Consider the following 15,840-nt stretch of genomic DNA (forward strand, 5'->3'; position numbering starts at 1 on the left):
CGATTCCCCGATTCGTCGACAGCGATGTCGTTCTCGTCGGGTCTCATCGGGTGCTCACGGGCGAGATGAGCGGGAACGGCGCTCACGATACTCCCGAGCGCGCTTGCGCGCGACGGGTGTCGTGAGCGCCGTCCCATGCGGGCTCAGCCGGCGTGACCGGGTCCTCCGTGCCCGGGCCCGCCGGGGCGGCGGTCTTTCACGGCGATCGCGTCGATCACGGTCTCGGTGAACGACGCCCCCTCGCTGTCCCACGTCTTGAGGCGCAGCGACACCGACGAGACGTCCTTCGGAGACGAGATCGTGGCCGAGAACGTGCCGCCGCCCTTGCCCTTCTTCACGCGCGCAGGCACCCACGTAGCGCCCTCGTCGAACGAGGACCACAGCTCGAGGCCCTCGATCGCACTGCCGGTCGAGCCGTCCTAGTGCGAGACCGAGAGCTTCAGCTCGCTCCTCCGGTCGTCGGAGTTCAGGTCGTCGAGGCCCTCGACGCCGTAGTCGACCTGCAGCAGCGGCAGGACGGTGGCGTCGGAAGTGGTCGACGACGAGAAGACCCACTCGCTCGACACGGCCGTGGACTGGGGCCACCACTCGACGTCGCGCGACGTCTCGAGGAGCATCCGGTACACGGTCTGCTCGGCCGGAACGAGTCCCGAGCCGTTCGCGTACTCGCTGTCGAGCAGGAGGGCATCGCCCGCCCAGACGCGGAACCGCGACGTCGTGTCCTGATCCGGACCCCACGTCTGCGCGTGCCCGTCGTCATCGACCCTGTAGGGCAGGTCGACGAAGAGGTCGTCGCCGTCACGGAACACGGATGCCTCCGGCGGCGTCGCGGGCGACGACCGGAACCCTCCGTGGTGCACCTGCGCGAGCATCGTCTCGGTCGTGCGCTGACCCGGCTCGTAGGTCCGCGGCGCGCCCGCGAACTCCGCCGGGGAAACGCCCAGGTACTCCGCCGGCTTGACCGTGCGATGGAAGGTGATGTCGGGCTCCGTCGAGTAGTACACGGTGCGATCGGGGAGCGGCCCCGTGAAGAGGTACGGGAACCCGGTGTAGATGCCGCCTCCGATCATCGTGGCGTACTCGATCGTGCGCGCGCCGTCCAGGAAGCCGCGCACGTCGAGCTCGACCTGTGCGGTGTTCCGGGCGTCCGCGCGGTAGCTGAGGCTCTCGGGATCGCCATCCTCGATGTAGCCGAGGGCGTACTGGTACCCCGGGTCCTCGCGGCCCGTGCCCGTGAGCGTGGCCTTGCCGGTCTTGGTGAGCTCGACGAGCTCGAGCCCGGCGTCCCGCGACAGCGTCAGCGTTGGCAGCACTTTTTCGCTCATGGTGTTCAGGTGGCGGAAGTCCACCGACTCGAAGAACGCTCCCGGTGTCGAGCCGTAGACGATCACGGCGACCGCCCCGGCGTCGAACGCGTCCTGTGCCTGCGCGTTGAGGTCGGGCTCGCGACGATCCTCGACGAGCGCGACGGCGCCGCGCACGCCGGCCGCCGTGAGCTCGGCGGGCGTGCCCGTCCCCGCGTGCACGAGCGGCGCCGAGAGGTCGCCGATGTGCTTGGGCGAGAGGATCCCGTAGTTCAGCTCGCGCGCGACGTCGATCTTCTTCCCCTTGGCGCTCACGGTGGCGTCGAGCAGCGGCTGGTTCATGATGTACCGCGTGTGGACGGTCTGCGCGCCGAAGTCGGGGTCGTGGTTCGTGAGCACGGCGAGATCGAGGTCGAGCCCTCCGTCGACGATGCTGATGCCCGTCGAGATCGACGTCGACACCTGGTAGCCGCGCCCGGGCAGGTCGCGCATGATCGTCTCGTCGAGGCTCCACGGGCGGCTCTTCTCCTCGGTCTTGATCTCGACGGGAAGCGCCTCGTCAGCCTCGAGCACGACCTTCTGGTCGGTGTTCAGGTCGACGTCGTAGCTGAAGCTCGTGAAGCCCTCGATGAACAGCGCCGTCGGCCCGGCCGAGTCCAGCAGCTGGCCCAGCACCGCATAGCGGCCGCGCGGCACGCGCACCTCCGCCACGCCGTCGGTGAAGCTGAAGAACTGGTTGAACTCGGGGTCGTCGACGCCGTGGATCATTCCCTGGCTGCTGAGCCCCGCGGGCTCGCCGCCGTGCTGGAACGCCTCGATGCGCAGCACCGACATGTTCTGCTCGACGGTGTATCCCAAGACGGTGCGCACGGGCGGAGTGCCTGCTCCGGCGGCCGTCAGCACGCCGGTGTAGACGCCGGGATCTCCGGCCTGCGGGTCGATCGTGACCTCGACGGACGCGCTGCCGAAGGCGGGCACTGTCACGGCCTCCACGGCCGCGGTCACCATCCCGTCGGGGGCGGGCGAGCCGTCCGACTGCTCCGCGGTCAGGTCGAGCTCGAGCGTCGTGTCGGTGCCGGTCGTGTTCGTGTAGGTCACCGTCTTCGTGCGCGGAGCCTGTGTGTCGCGCGGTGAGAGGAAGACGCCGAACGACAGCGAGCCCGAGCTCGCGTAGACGCTCTGCGCGATTGCGCCGGGGATCCAGATGCGGCCCGCTCCCTCCGAGAAGACGGGGTTGCCGGCGGGCTGCGCCGACGACATCAGCACCTGCTTGAGCGCGTCGCCCGAGAGCGTCGGGCGGGCCGACTTCACGATCGCCGCCGCGCCCGCGACATGCGGGGCGGCCATCGAGGTGCCCGAGTCGAACGTGTAGTAGTCGTCCACGGGGAACGGCGGGTTCGTGCCGGCGGCGCGTGCGGCGATGATGTCGGTGCCGGGAGCGACGACGTCAGGCTTGACCGCACCGTCGCCGAAGCGCGGGCCGATCGACGAGAACGATGCGATCGCGTCGTTGTCGTCCACCGCGCCGACGGTCAGAGCGCGATCGGCGGTGCCGGGTGTCGTCACGGTGCCGGGCATGTACGAGCCCTCATTGCCTGCCGCGATCACCACGAGGGTGCCGTATCGCTCCGAGATCGAGTTCACTGCCATCGCACCCGGATCGGTGCCGTCGGTGTACTCGCCGCGCACGCCGAGGCTCATGTTGATGATGTCGGCGCCGTTGGACGCGGCCCACTCCATCGCGTCGATCACCCACGACGTCTCGCCCTGACCCTGCGCGTTCAGCACACGGCCGTTGAGCAGGTGAGCGCCGGGTGCGACACCGCGATAAACGCCGCCGGATGCCTCACCCGACCCCGCGATGATCGAGGCGACGTGCGTGCCGTGGCCGGCCTGGTCGACCGGTGTGCCGCTGCCGGTGAAGTCGCGCTCGAGCACGACGACGCCCCCGTCGAGGTCGGGATGGGTCGTGTCGATCCCCGTGTCGAGGACGGCGACCGTGACACCGGAGCCGTCGAGCCCCGCCGACCACGCCGCCGGAGCGCCGATCTGCGGCATGGATTCAGCGTCCGAGACGGCGATCGGGGCATCCAGCCACACCTTCTCGACGGCGTGAGAGCCCTCGACCGCTTCGACGAGCCGGGGTGCGCCCTCTGCCGGCACGTCACCCGCCACGGCCGAGATGGACTCGAGTGCCGTGTCGGCCTCGACGCCCAGCGCGCTCCAATCGGGGGAGGGGGTGCGCGCGGCATCCGAAGAGCCTGTTCGGACGATCACCGGCAGACTGTCGGCGCCGCCCGCCGAGAGCTGCTGCAGCGCAGTGATGTCGAAGAGGTTGAGGTCGAGCTTCTCGGGGACGAGCCCGGCGATGTCGGACGGCACGACGAAGATGTGGTCGTCGCGACCGAACGTGGAGTACGAGACGGGGCGACCGTCGTCCCGTGGCGCGGCTTCGAACGACACGAGCGGCTCACCGTCGGGACCGTCGATGAGGGTGACACGGTCGCCCGTGATGAGCGTCACCGGCTGCGGCGCATCCGGCGCGTGTGCCGCGAACGGCTGCTCGGCGCTCGTCGTCTCTGGATCGGCCGCGGTCGCGACGACGGGGAAGCCCCCCACGGCGACTGCCGAGACCGCCACTCCGGCCAGCACGGTGCGGATCGTACTTCTGACTCTCACGTGGACTCCCTGTTCAGCGAACGCGGCGCCGACGAGTGTCGGCACCGCGCCATTTGTTGCGAACCGCAACAAGTGTGTTCGAGTCGAAACGGTAGCGGCCCCGTGACAGGGGTGACCGGACATGAGTCTTTTCTCGCCGTCTCGTAACAAGCGCGAAACAAAGGCGCTCGGGGACCGCGAGTCAGCCGTCCCGGCGCCACCACCGACGACGTCGGCGAGCGTCGTCGTCGGCCTCTCGCGAGTCGTCGGATGCCGCTGCCCGCGCCTCGCGACGCTCGCGCCACGCGGCGACCTCGTCCTCGATTTCACGGGTCGGGGTCACGACCGGGGGACCGCCGAGCAACTGGCGGCGCGCCTCGATGACCCGCCGGTTGAAGTCCTCGAGGTACTCGCGCACATCCTGCTCGCGGGTGAGCTCGTCGAGGCGCTCCTCCAGCTCGGCGTGCTCGACGCGCAGCGTCAGGGCCGGCGGCCCGAGGCCGGTGAGCTTCTCGCTCTCGATCTTGCGGCGGATCCACCAGTCCGGGTCGTGATGGTCGCCGAGCCCCTCGAGCGGCTTGCCGTAGCCGGGGAGATCGTCGAACTCGCCGCGCCGGATGGCCTGCTGGATCGCAGTCTCGACGTACGCGGCCCGGTCGAGTGCGTTCGGCGTGCGGGGAGCGGCGGATGGGGCATCCGTCGCCTGTTCGTCTTCGGGCTCCTCACCGGCGGCGCGGGCGTCTCGCTCGAGGCGATAGCGGGCGGCTCTCAGACGGGGGTCTTCCGGCATGGGGGTTCCTCAGCGCACGTGGTCCCGCCACGAGTGGCGCGGCTCGTAGCCGAGCACGCGACGCGCCTTGTCGATCGAGAGCAGCGTCTCGTGCTCGCCCACCTCGCGCGTGAACGGGACGTCGGGGAACATCGCCGCGACGAGCTCGGCGTTCGGCCGCGACATGACGGTGTCTGCGGCGGCGATGATGTAGGGCTCGAACCCGGGCTCGGCGACCTCGAGCGCACGCTCGACGGCCTGGGCCGCATCGCGCGCGTCGATGTAGCCCCACAGGTTCCACTTGCGCAGCGCGGGGTCGGCGTCGTAGCCGGGGAAGCCGGCGTAGTCGTCGGGCACCATGACGTTCGAGAAGCGGAACGCGGTGATCGAGAGATCCGGGTGCCACCGCACGAGCTCGGTCGCCATGCGCTCCTCGAGGGTCTTGACGAGCGAGTACACCGACTCGGGTCGCGGCGGGTATTCCTCGTCGACCGGGAGGTAGGGCGGAGGCACATCGAACGGGAGTCCGAGCACGGTCTCGCTCGACGCGTAGACGATCCGGCGGATGCCGAGACGCACCGCCGCCCAGAAGACGTTGAACGTCGCGGGCATGTTGTTGTGGAACGTCTCGACGTCGGTGCGCCAGCCGGGCGCGGGGATCGCGCCGAGGTGCACGACCGCCTCGAACGATTCCGTGCGGTTCACGCCGCCGAGCGCGTCGACGACCTGCCCGTAGTCGGTGAGGTCGAGGCGGACGAACCCCGGCGCCGGCGCGCCGACCATATCGAAGCCGACGACGTCGTGGCCCGCCGCCCGCAGCTCGCGGAGGACGACCGTGCCGAGCTTGCCGCTCGAGCCCGTGAGTGCGATGCGCATTCTTAAACCCTGCCATGGTCGTGGCGCTGCGCGCCCCCCGTCGTACCGTCCTGCAGACCGCATCCTTCGTGAACGAGCGCGCGGCGCGCGATACTGGAACTCCGTCTTCCGGCCGTCGGCCGCCTCACTCCCTTCAGGAACACCGCCATGGCACGCATTCCCACGTCCGGCACCCAGCACGCACTGCGCGCCGGCGACTACCAAGCCGTCATCGCGAGCGTCGGCGCATCGCTGCGCACACTCACGTACCGGGAGCGCGACCTCGTCGTGCCGTTCGACGCCGACGAGGTGCGTCCGTCGCACCGCGGCGAGACGCTCGCACCCTGGCCGAACCGCGTCGTCGACGGCACCTACTCGTTCGCCGGCGAAGACCACCAGCTGCCGCTCACCGAGCCGGCGCGCGGCCACGCGTTGCACGGACTGGCGACGTGGCTCGAGTACGAGGCTGTCGACAAGGGCCCGAGCCACGTGACGCTCGCGACGATCATCTCGCCGCAGATCGGATACCCGTGGCGCATCCTCGTGCGCACGAAGTTCGCCCTCGACGGCGACGGTCTCACGCAGACTGTGCAGGCCACCAACTGGAGTGACTCCGGTGCTCCGTGGGGGACGGCGCCGCATCCGTATCTCGTCGCCGGCGACGGCCGCGTCGACGACTGGACCCTCGAGCTCCCCGCCGCGCAGGTGCTCGCGGTGACCGACGACCGGCTCATCCCGACCGAGCTGCGCGCGGTCGACGCCGACGACCCGCAGCGCTTCGACTACACCACGCCCCGGCAGATCGGCACGGCGAGGATCGACCACGCGTACACGGCTCTCGCGCGCGACGAGAACGGCGATGCGACGGTCCGGCTCACGGATGCCGCGGGCCGCGGTGTCGCGATGACGTGGGGCCCGGCGTGCCCGTGGGTGCAGGTGCACACGTCCGACCGGCCGGGCCAGGCATCCGACCGCACCGGCCTCGCGGTCGAGCCCATGACGTGCGCGCCCGACGCGTTCAACGCCGACCGGTACGCCTTCGACGCGGGGCTCATCGTGATCGGCCCCGACGAGACGGTCGAGGCGTCCTGGAGACTCTCGGCGGTCGGCTGAACGACCCGCCGTCAGCGGCGGGAATCGCCCGCAGGCGCGAGAAGGGCGGTGGGCCTCGGAGTGCTCTCCACGAGGCCCACCGCCTCTCGTTGACCGCCTGCCCGCACCCGATTCGAGAGGCGGCGCTCGCCGAGAGTCTGGGGAAATCTCGGCCTGTGCTCTCGCAAGTACGAAGCTACGGCGGGTGGGTTCTCGCGGTCAGGGGGTTGTGCCCGGGCGCCTGTTTTGGTAGGCGTTGCGGATGCCGCATCCGCCCCTCCCCGTCGCCCTCAGGCGACCGGCGTGCGGGTGTCGATCGCGTCGCGCAGCGGACGCCGCATGAAGGCCCAGTACTGCGCAGGCGTCAGCCGCGAGAGGACGTCGACGAGACGCGCTTCGCGCCCCACCATCGTCCGGGCCCTGCGCCTGATCGTGGCGTCGACGATGCGCGCCGCGGCGGCGGCCGGCTCGGTGTGATACATCGCCGCCTGCGCCTGGGCCGCACGCTCCGCGACTGCGGGGTCGATCGCCGCCGCGTAGCGCCCATGCAGGATGATGCCCGTCTTCACGCCCGCCGGATACACCGCCCCGACCGACACCGACGAGCGCTCGAGCTCGTGCCGCAGCGCCTCGGTGAAGCCGCGCACCGCGAACTTGCTCATCGCGTACGGGATGCGCCCCGCGGGCGCGGCGAGCCCGTAGATCGACACGAGGTGAGTGATGTGCGCGGCGGGCGCACGCCGCAGCGCAGGCAGGAGCGCCTTGGTGACGTTGACCGTGCCCCACAGGTTGACGTCCATGAGCCAGCGCATCTCCTCCATCGTGAGCTGGTCGATGTCGCCGAGCATCGACGATCCGGCGCACGCGATGAGGGAGTGTATGACCGGATGCGCCGCCTCCACTTCGCGCACGGCCGCGAAGACCGCGTCGTCGGCGGTGAGGTCGACGATGTGCGTTGTGTGCCCGTCGCCCGCGAGCGACTCGGCCACGGCCGCGAGGCCTTCCGCGTTGCGGTCGAGCAGCGCGACGCGGGCGCCCTTCGCGGCGAGGAGGCGTGCGGTCTCGGCGCCCATTCCGCTCGCGCCTCCGGTGACGACCGTCGTGCCGCCGCTGATCTCGAGGCGGGGCATCCGCGTCATTCGACGACCCCGTTCACCCCGATGAACTGGGCGATCCTGGGTCCGAGCTCGTCCCAGGGCGAGCCGATGCCGTACACCGGCGTGAGGTGGTTCTGCCCGTAGAGGTAGTGCATCGGGGGATAGGTGCCGCGCTGCGCGAACCACTCGGCGACCAGTCGCGCGGCGTGCTCCTGGAACTCGGGTTCGTCGAACTCGCTCACCGAGAGCAGCAGCGGCAGGTCCGTGTCGATGAGCCCCTGGAGCGTCGCGTACTCGCCCCAGCGGGACGTGTCCTCGCCCCAGTACGCGCGGTGGAAGTCGCGGTGCGACGCGCGGCCGACGTCGTAGAGGCACGACACGAGGATCGCGCCCGCGAGCGCGCGTCCGTGCGTGCCGTAGCCGCCGTGGCCGACGACGTAGTCGGCGACGTGCATCGCACCGGCGGACTGCCCGGCGAGGAAGACGCACGAGGGGTCACCCCCGTGGTCGCCGATGTTGTCGACGACCCAGGTGACGGCATCCGCGACATCTTGCGCACCGCTCGGGTAGGGGTGCTGCGGCGCGAGGCGGTAGTTGATGACGACCGCGACCCACCCCTGCTGCACGGCCCACGAGCCGAGGTTCGCGAAGTACGGCGTCGTGTCGGAGTCCTTCGCCCCCCGCACGAACCCACCGCCGTGCACGTAGATGAGGACCGGTCGCGGAGTGCCCTCGCCCGCTGCCGAGCGGTACACGTCCAGGAGGTGGCGCTCGTGCGGCCCGTAGGGGAGGTCGTCCACGATCTCGACGCCGTCGAAGATCGCGAGGTCGACATCGAGTGCCGCGAGCTGCACGGTCCCCGCGATCATCTCGGGCACGAGGTCTTGGCCGAGGGTGGCGAGCGCGTCCCTGCGCTCGCGGAAGGTCTGTGCCATGGGGTCCTTCCAGGAATGGGAATCGGGTCCGCCATAGACGATACGCGGGCGGCAGGATGGGAGCGGCTGTCAGCGGCGACGGTCGCCTCCTGTCGCCGATCGCGGACGGCCTTCGACGAGACAGGGAGCAGGGCGTGGCAGATCTCGAGTTCGGGGTGTTCGACTGGGTCGACGTGGCGCGTGGCCACAGCACCGCGCAGACGTACGACGAGCGCATCGCCGTGGCGAAGCGGGCCGATCGGGGGCGGTTCGAGCGGTACCACATCGCCGAGCACCACGGGGCGACGCTGGGCCTGGCTGCATCGCCCGGGCTCTTCGCTGCCGCGATCGCGCGCGAGACCGAGCGGATCCGCCTCGCACCGATGACGTACATCGTGCCGCTCTACGAGCCGCTGCGTCTCGCGGAGGAGATCGCGATGATCGACAACCTCTCGCACGGCCGGCTCGAGCTCGGCATCGGCAAGGGCTCGTCGCCGATCGAGGCGCGCATGTTCGGTCACACGTCCGAGGAGATGCAGGCGCGGTACGACGCGTTCCTGCCGCGCGTGCTCGAGGCGCTCGAGACCGGGGTCTACCGCAATGACGAGGGGGAGGAGTTCCCGCTCTCGGTCCGCCCGCTGCAGCCCTCGTTCACCACGTGGTACCCGACGTCGAACCCCGAGTCGATCCAGCGGGCGGCGGCAGGCGGAGAGAACACGATCTTCGGCTTCGCGTTCCGCTCGCCGGGGCTGGACGTGATCCGCGAGCGGCGCGACATCTACTTCGAGGCCCGGGCGACGGTGGACTCGGCCGAGAGGCATCCGCGATTCGGCGTGCTGCGGCACGTGTTCGTCGCCGAGGACGAGGGCGAGGCGTGGCAGAAGGCCGAGGCGGCGTTCGTCGACCACTACGACAACTTCACGTGGCTGTGGCGTCAGCACGGCGTGGACCAGCCGCCGCTGCCCGACCTGCGCCGGCTCGTCGCCGACCACCTGTTCTTCGTCGGCTCGGTGGACTCCATCGTGGAGCAGGTGGTGAGCGTCGTCGAGGCGACGGGGGTCAATTACCTCGCGGGCGCGTTCAGCTGGGGCTCGCTCCACGTCGAGGACGCGCTCGCATCGGTCGACCTGTTCGACGTGCACGTGATTCCGCGAGTGCTGGAGCGGCTGGAGGGCTGAGGCCGCGGCATCCGGTTCTCTGCCGTTCGAATGTCGCCGAGATTGCGCGAATCACGGGCCTCCGACGGGTGAGGTCGAGACTCGCGCAATCTCGACGGGCGGGGAGCGGTCGCCTCGCGTTCGGCAGCCGGAAGCGGGCGCTACCCTCGTCGGAGGGAGGTCGGGATGGGACGGCACGCCGAGGCGATCGCCGAGGGCGTCGCGATCGCGAACGCCGCCGCGCGCCTGGCGATCCGCAACCACATCCTCGTCGAGACGATTGGCAACGACGAGCCGTACGACCCCGAGCGCGAGCGGAAGTTCGCGCGCGAGACGGTGCTGTCGCTCGCCGCGGAGCAGCAGGACGCCGCCGAGCGCACGCACCGGTGGCGCAAGCGTGCGTGGGGCAAGTTCAGCGAGTCGTACGGCACGCACGACTACCGAGACCGCGACACGCGGAATCTGCGCCGGCGCGAGAGGCAGTACGCGGGTGTCGCGAAGGAGCTGCGACGGATGGCCGACGACCCCGAAGTCATCGACGAGCTCATCGAGAAGGCGCGCGACGCCGCGTGGGGCGACGTCGAGGCGAACCTGCAGCGTCGTCTGCGGGTGGAGGGTGCGCATCCCGAGCTCGATCCCGACTACGAGACGATGCGCGAGGCACGGATGCAGGCCCTCAGGCTCGTCGACCTCGCGAAGCTCGCCGCGCACCAGCGGCGTCGGCGCGAGCACGTCTCGGAGTTGGCGGAGGAACTGGCCGACGGGGTCGAGGGCGCCTGACACCAGCCGTCCGGCTCGATTTCGTCAGCCGCCGGGCGTGCGGTAGGCTTGACGACTGTGCGCGCGAGCGCACGAGCGCCCGTAGCTCAATGGATAGAGCATCTGACTACGGATCAGAAGGTTAGGGGTTCGAGTCCCTTCGGGCGCGCACTGTGTTGAGACAGTAGCCGGAAGAAGCCCCGTTCGGGGCTTTTTCTGTTTCGGCGCTCAGGCGCGACCCGCGGCCCGCACGAACCTCTCCGCCACTTCCCGCAGCGCCCCCGCCAACTCCGGCGAATCCACCACCTCGAACTCCACGTCGAGCATCCCGAGGTAGAGCGCCAGCATCCGCGGATCGTCGGACCCGACCGTGAACTCGCACCGGTCCCGCCCGAGTTCCACGATCCGCAACTCGACCGGGATGCGCGCGCGGATGTGCTCCGCCGGCGCATGCGCGATCACCCGCGCACGGAACCGCCACATCGCCGTCGCGATCCCGCGCGACACGTGCGCGGTGATCGCGTCGTCGGGCGGCAGCGGCTTCGGAGCGAAGCGCGGGCCCACCGGCATCCGCAGAGCCATTCGATCGACGCGGAACGTGCGCCAGTCGTCGCGATCGACGTCCCACGAGAACAGGTACCACCGGCCGCCGCCTCCGACGAGCCGATAGGGCTCGACGCGGCGGCGGGTCACCGAGCCGCCGTCGTGCTCGTAGTCGAAGCGCAGCTGCTCGGTGTTGCGGCATGCGGCCGCGATCGTCACCAGCGTGTCGAGGTCGACCGGGTTCCCTTGCGCGGGCAGAGGCAGGGAGGCCGAACGCAGCGACTCGACGCGCTCGCGCAGGCGCGACGGCAGCAGCCGCTGGATCTTCGTGAGCGCACTGACCGACGCCTCCGCCACGCCTTCGACGGGTGAAGCGGATGCCCCGCCCAGCGCCACCGCCACCGCGACGGCCTCCTCGTCGTCGAGCAGCATCGGCGGCATTGTGGCGGACTCGCCGAGCCGGTAGCCACCGGCGAACCCCGGTTGCGCCTCGACGGGGTATCCGAGCCGTCGCAGCCGGTCGATGTCGTTGCGGACGGTGCGCGTGGTCACGCCGACGCGTTCGGCGAGGATCGGCCCGGTCCAGTCCCGCCGGATCTGGAGCAGGGAGAGCAGGCGCAGCAGTCGCGCTGAGGTTTCGAGCATCCGCCTACCATTTCGCAGAATGCGGAAAGGAACATTCCGCATCAAAGTCTAATCTCGGGGCAACCCCATCGATCCAGACCTGAGGAGAGACCGATGAACGAGTAGATTCGACCCTTCCGCAACCGGGTAGGCGACGCCGAGTGGCAGGACCTGCGCGACCGTCTGCAGCGCACGCGATGGGCGGACGAGTCACCTGCAGAGGGACGCGAGCGCGGCATCCGTGCGAGCGAGCTCCGCGAGCTCGCCGAGTACTGGGGAACTGACTACGACTGGAAGGCTGCGGATGCTGCGCTCAGCCGCATCCCGCAGTTCGAGACCGAGATCGATGGGCAGCGCATCCACTTCTTCCACGCGCGCTCGTCGCGGCCGGACGCGCAGGTGCTGCTGCTCACTCACGGCTACCCGAGTGCGAACGTCGAGTTCGTGCGGCTGATCGAGCTGCTGACCGAGTCCGAGTCGGGTCCCGCGTTCCACGTCGTGGCGCCGTCGCTTCCGGGCTACGGGTTCTCGACCCCGCTCGCGGGCGCCGGCTGGACGATGGCGCGCATCGCGCGCGCGTGGGTCGAGCTCATGCGCCGGCTCGGGTACGAGCGCTACGGTCTCCACGCCGGCGACATCGGCGCGGGCGTCTCGGGCTTCGTCGCGAGCATCGACGCCGAGCATGTGACCGGACTGCACGTCGCGACGGATCCGCAGACCGCGGCGAGCACGGCCACCTTCATCCCGGGCATGGCGGACGCCCTCGACCGCGACGACCCTGTCGATCGACTGATCCTCGAGCGGATGGAGCAGTTCCAGTCGGACGGCTCGGGCTACCTCGCGATCCAGAACACGCGCCCGCAGACCATCGGCTACGGACTCGTCGACGCGCCGGTGTTCCAGCTCGCGTGGATCGTGGAGAAGATCCAGGACTGGACCGCGGCCGACGTCGACCGGGACGTCGTTCTCGGGATCGTGAGCGCGGCGTGGTTCGGGCGGGCCGGGGCATCCGAGGCCCACGTCCTCTACGACCAAGCGCACTCGCACGAGTGGGGTGGCCAGGTCACCGTGCCGCAGGCGGTCGCCGTGTTCGGAGCGGACGAGACCGTGCGCAAGGTCATGCGCCCCTCAGACGACACGCGCTGGACCGAGTACGCCGAGGGCGGTCACTTCCCGGCGATGGAACTGCCCGAGGTGCTCGCGGCCGACCTGCAGGGCTTCTTCGCGGACCTGGGGTGACAGCATCCGGATAGAGTCGTCGCACTCATGGCAACGCTTCACCTCATGGTCGGGCTCCCGGGCAGCGGCAAGACCACCCTCGCGAGGGAGCTCGAGATCGCGCACGCCGCTCTGCGCCTCACCCCCGACGAATGGCACATCCGGCTGTTCGGCAACGACGTCCACGACGACAGCGATGACGCGGACTGGGCAGTTCACAACGATCGCCACGACGCGATCGAGGCGCTGCTGTGGGAGACGGCCGCCCGAGCGCTCGCACTCGGGATGGATGCGATCCTCGACTTCGGGTTCTGGACTCGTGGCGAGCGCGACGACTTCCGAGCGCGCGCTCGCGACCTCGGCGTCGGCCTCCGGGTTCATTTCGCGGATGCCTCGCCCGAGCAGCTCCTCGAACGAACCCGCGCCCGGAACGCTGCCCGGCCCGCCGGTGCGTTTCATATTCCCGAACCGAAGCTCAGGGAGTGGATCGCGGTGTTCGAGCCGCCCGGTGCCGACGAGCTGACGTTCACGCGCTGACGCGGAGGCGTGTCCGCGTCTCGCGCTACGGTCTTCCCGTGCCCTTCGCGTTCGCACTGACGGTCGTCCTCGCCCTGCTCGCCATATTCCAGCTCCTGCTCGTGTTCGGAGCGCCGCTCGGACGTCTCGCGTGGGGTGGCCAGCATCGGGTTCTTCCCGCGCGTCTTCGCGTCGGCAGCGCGGTCTCGATCCTCATCTACGCGGTGATCGCGGTGATCGCCTGGGATCGCGTGGGAGCCATTGACGTGTTCCCTACGGCCTTCTCGCAGGTCGCGATGTGGGTGATCTTCGCCTACTTCGCGCTCGGCATCGTCATGAACGCGATCTCTCGCAGCAAGCCCGAGCGGTACACGATGGTTCCCGTGTCGATCGTGCTCGCGGTGCTGTCGTTCCTCATCGCGATGGGCTACGGCGAGATGGCACTCGCGATCTGAACGATCGACGAAGTCCGACGTTCACCGCTGCCGCGTCATCACGGTTCGCCGAACGTCGCGGTCAGGCGAAGACCATGTAGGCGCCGGCCTTGCCCGGCTCACGAAGCTCGAACTGCACCGTCAGCCCGGCGCTCTCGAGCAGCTCGACCTGCCGGACGTACTGCTCGTTCGTGACGTATCCGGTGCGTTCGAAACCCCACTCACGGGCGAGCCAACCTCGAAGTGCCGCGACGAGGTCGGCGTCCATCCCCGACGCCGACCTCGACGTGCGCACCCAGAAGTACACCACCGCGTCGAGATCCTCCCAACGGTCGTCGCCGACCCGAGCAACCTCCGCCTTCGTCAGGAACGTCGCGTCGATCGGGAAGATGTACACGCATCCCAGCGACTCATCTCCCTCGGGGTCGAGGACCGTGTAGGTGAACGCGCGTCGCTCGAGGTGGCGCCGCTCCAGGTCTTCGAGATCAGCGCGGTTCGCGTCGACGGTGAAGTCATCCTCAGGCCACGACGTCTGCTCCCACAGGCGCAGCTCGTCGCGCGTCTCCATGACCGCGGCATGGTCTCGCTCAACGTCCGAGGCGAGAATCGGGCGCAGGACGAAGTCGGCGGTGCGGAAGCCTTCCGGCACGGGCTTGTTCGGATCGAGGAAGGGCACGGGCCTCATCCTGGCCTATTGACGGCGACGGATGCTCGGCACCCCGCCGCCCGAACGCGAAGGTCACTCGCACGCGAGTCCGTCACCGTCCCCGTCGCCTCCGTTCCCGGTGCGGTGCGCGAACCAGTCGTAGATCTCCGCCTGCGCGGGGTCGTTCCGGTCGAACGGGCCGATCGGATCGCCCACGTCGTTCCGCTTGAGCTTCGTGCACGACGAGTACTGCTCCCACCAGCGATCCGCGACCGCCGGCGGTGCAATCGCTGCCGCCTGGCATCCGGCCGTGATGACCGAGCCGTCCGGACCGGCCGTCGCCAGTTGCGACGAGTGGTAGTCCGGCTCCCGTGGGTGCGCCGGGTACCCGTCGCGGGAGTCGTAGCGCGCCACTGCGTTGCCCGCCTCCAGCTGGAGCAGTCCGAGGTCGACCCCGCCCGGAGTGGTGACGTAGCGGATGAGGCGCCCGTGCTTGTCCTGGTCGTTCTGCCCGACCGGCAGTTCGAGCGTCACGAGATCGCCGGGTGCGAGCACGCCCGAGATGGCAGCGGATGCCTGGTCGTGCCCGCACTCACCGCGCTCCGGTGTATCGATCCCGATGAGCCGAGCGGTTCCCGCACTCGTCTCGATCGTGTCGCCGTCGACCACCGCGACGAAGGTGGCGGACTGTGTGGCATCCGAGTCCTTCGAGGGCCCGCCGGCATCGACGTGCGCCTGCGGCACACACGCCGACAGCGCCACGGCCGTCGAAACGGCCACGACGAACGACACCAGGATCTGTCGGACTCGCACTCTCACCCCACGCCCACGGGCCCGCCGACACCACACCGTCGACAGCCATCCCATTCTCGCCCGAGCCGGCGGCAGGTCGATTCACAGAGAACCGACCACGGGACGTTCGGCCCCTCCTCGCACCTCGCCGCGCCGCACGATGAGGGAGATCGAGCCTCAGGAGGGGTCATGGCCGCAGACAGTCGCAGCGTCAGGGTCGTGGAGTCGAGCGGCCCGTGGGTCGTCTTCTTCCTGCTGGCTTATATAGGCGCCGCCATCTACTTCATCTCGAACTCGGACGGCTCGTTCTGGGGCGTGATCCTCGGGCTGCTGCAGGCCATGGTGTGGCCTGTGTACCTCGTGTACTTCGGACTCGACGCGCTGCTTCCCTGACCGATCGGGTCATTGACGCGCACCCCGTGCGACGCAATGCTGAACCAGCACATCCGGCACTGGGGAACG

At 69.8% G+C, this 15,840-nt stretch carries 16 protein-coding genes, 1 tRNA gene and 1 pseudogene; 9 read left to right on the forward strand and 9 right to left on the reverse strand.

Features of this window, described 5'->3' with window-relative positions:
- Nucleotides 1-143 precede the first annotated feature (143 nt).
- The 4 genes from BJ991_RS05335 to BJ991_RS05350 form a co-directional block, all read right to left on the reverse strand.
- Entirely contained in the window at nucleotides 144-350 is a 207-nt protein-coding gene (locus BJ991_RS05335) for a hypothetical protein (RefSeq protein WP_218852876.1), read from the reverse strand.
- Between the two features lie 69 nt (nucleotides 351-419).
- Nucleotides 420-3,983, reverse strand: coding sequence for a S8 family serine peptidase (locus BJ991_RS05340; RefSeq protein WP_179488128.1), 3,564 nt, complete (start codon nucleotides 3,981-3,983; stop codon nucleotides 420-422).
- Between the two features lie 181 nt (nucleotides 3,984-4,164).
- A complete protein-coding gene (locus tag BJ991_RS05345; protein ID WP_179488130.1) occupies nucleotides 4,165-4,752 on the reverse strand; it encodes a DnaJ family domain-containing protein in 588 nt (195 codons plus the stop codon).
- A 9-nt stretch (nucleotides 4,753-4,761) separates the two neighbouring features.
- Nucleotides 4,762-5,607 carry an NAD-dependent epimerase/dehydratase family protein gene (locus BJ991_RS05350; protein ID WP_179488132.1) on the reverse strand — a complete coding sequence of 282 codons (846 nt, stop codon included), beginning with the start codon at nucleotides 5,605-5,607 and terminating at the stop codon, nucleotides 4,762-4,764.
- Nucleotides 5,608-5,754: 147 nt separating this feature from the next.
- On the opposite strand from BJ991_RS05350, the gene BJ991_RS05355 reads away from it, so the two are divergent.
- Complete coding sequence (locus BJ991_RS05355; RefSeq protein WP_179488134.1) at nucleotides 5,755-6,699, forward strand: aldose 1-epimerase family protein; 945 nt, start codon at nucleotides 5,755-5,757, stop codon at nucleotides 6,697-6,699.
- 269 nt (nucleotides 6,700-6,968) lie between these two features.
- Here the strand turns inward: BJ991_RS05355 and BJ991_RS05360 are convergent, their stop codons facing one another.
- Together BJ991_RS05360 and BJ991_RS05365 are read right to left on the reverse strand one after the other, a co-directional pair.
- Nucleotides 6,969-7,808 carry an SDR family NAD(P)-dependent oxidoreductase gene (locus BJ991_RS05360; RefSeq protein ID WP_179488136.1) on the reverse strand — a complete coding sequence of 280 codons (840 nt, stop codon included), beginning with the start codon at nucleotides 7,806-7,808 and terminating at the stop codon, nucleotides 6,969-6,971.
- A gap of 5 nt (nucleotides 7,809-7,813) precedes the next feature.
- Entirely contained in the window at nucleotides 7,814-8,710 is an 897-nt protein-coding gene (locus BJ991_RS05365; protein ID WP_179488138.1) for an alpha/beta hydrolase, read from the reverse strand.
- A gap of 134 nt (nucleotides 8,711-8,844) precedes the next feature.
- Here BJ991_RS05365 and BJ991_RS05370 point away from each other — a divergent pair, with 134 nt between their 5' ends.
- From BJ991_RS05370 to BJ991_RS05380, 3 genes are all read left to right on the forward strand, one after another.
- Complete coding sequence (locus BJ991_RS05370) at nucleotides 8,845-9,867, forward strand: LLM class flavin-dependent oxidoreductase (protein WP_179488140.1); 1,023 nt, start codon at nucleotides 8,845-8,847, stop codon at nucleotides 9,865-9,867.
- Between the two features lie 165 nt (nucleotides 9,868-10,032).
- On the forward strand, nucleotides 10,033-10,626 hold the full coding sequence (locus BJ991_RS05375) for an asparagine synthase (protein ID WP_179488142.1): 594 nt from the start codon (nucleotides 10,033-10,035) through the stop codon (nucleotides 10,624-10,626).
- A 75-nt stretch (nucleotides 10,627-10,701) separates the two neighbouring features.
- A tRNA-Arg gene (locus BJ991_RS05380) sits at nucleotides 10,702-10,774 on the forward strand.
- A 59-nt stretch (nucleotides 10,775-10,833) separates the two neighbouring features.
- Here BJ991_RS05380 and BJ991_RS05385 read toward each other — a convergent pair.
- Nucleotides 10,834-11,793 (reverse strand): helix-turn-helix transcriptional regulator, encoded by a 960-nt coding sequence (locus BJ991_RS05385; protein WP_179488144.1) that lies wholly within the window; start codon nucleotides 11,791-11,793, stop codon nucleotides 10,834-10,836.
- A 162-nt stretch (nucleotides 11,794-11,955) separates the two neighbouring features.
- Here BJ991_RS05385 and BJ991_RS18900 point away from each other — a divergent pair.
- The 4 genes and pseudogenes from BJ991_RS18900 to BJ991_RS05400 form a co-directional block, all read left to right on the forward strand.
- Nucleotides 11,956-12,156: pseudogene (locus tag BJ991_RS18900) on the forward strand (epoxide hydrolase N-terminal domain-containing protein); the annotation flags it as partial.
- Nucleotides 12,157-12,171: 15 nt separating this feature from the next.
- The gene (locus tag BJ991_RS05390; RefSeq protein WP_218852878.1) at nucleotides 12,172-13,011 is read left to right on the forward strand and encodes an alpha/beta fold hydrolase; all 840 of its coding nucleotides are present in this window, start codon (nucleotides 12,172-12,174) and stop codon (nucleotides 13,009-13,011) included.
- Between the two features lie 27 nt (nucleotides 13,012-13,038).
- Nucleotides 13,039-13,527 carry a P-loop nucleotide/nucleoside kinase family protein gene (locus BJ991_RS05395; protein ID WP_179488146.1) on the forward strand — a complete coding sequence of 163 codons (489 nt, stop codon included), beginning with the start codon at nucleotides 13,039-13,041 and terminating at the stop codon, nucleotides 13,525-13,527.
- A 38-nt stretch (nucleotides 13,528-13,565) separates the two neighbouring features.
- Nucleotides 13,566-13,961, forward strand: coding sequence for a hypothetical protein (locus BJ991_RS05400; RefSeq protein WP_179488148.1), 396 nt, complete (start codon nucleotides 13,566-13,568; stop codon nucleotides 13,959-13,961).
- Nucleotides 13,962-14,022: 61 nt separating this feature from the next.
- Here the strand turns inward: BJ991_RS05400 and BJ991_RS05405 are convergent, their stop codons facing one another.
- Nucleotides 14,023-14,616: a GNAT family N-acetyltransferase gene (locus tag BJ991_RS05405; RefSeq protein ID WP_343048659.1), complete on the reverse strand. Its 594-nt coding sequence runs from the start codon at nucleotides 14,614-14,616 to the stop codon at nucleotides 14,023-14,025.
- A gap of 63 nt (nucleotides 14,617-14,679) precedes the next feature.
- Nucleotides 14,680-15,399, reverse strand: coding sequence for a thermonuclease family protein (locus BJ991_RS05410; protein WP_179488152.1), 720 nt, complete (start codon nucleotides 15,397-15,399; stop codon nucleotides 14,680-14,682).
- Between the two features lie 168 nt (nucleotides 15,400-15,567).
- On the opposite strand from BJ991_RS05410, the gene BJ991_RS05415 reads away from it, so the two are divergent.
- Nucleotides 15,568-15,771, forward strand: coding sequence for a hypothetical protein (locus BJ991_RS05415; RefSeq protein WP_179488154.1), 204 nt, complete (start codon nucleotides 15,568-15,570; stop codon nucleotides 15,769-15,771).
- The last annotated feature ends 69 nt before the right edge of the window (nucleotides 15,772-15,840 follow it).

The organism is Microbacterium immunditiarum (assembly GCF_013409785.1).
GTDB lineage: Bacteria > Actinomycetota > Actinomycetes > Actinomycetales > Microbacteriaceae > Microbacterium > Microbacterium immunditiarum.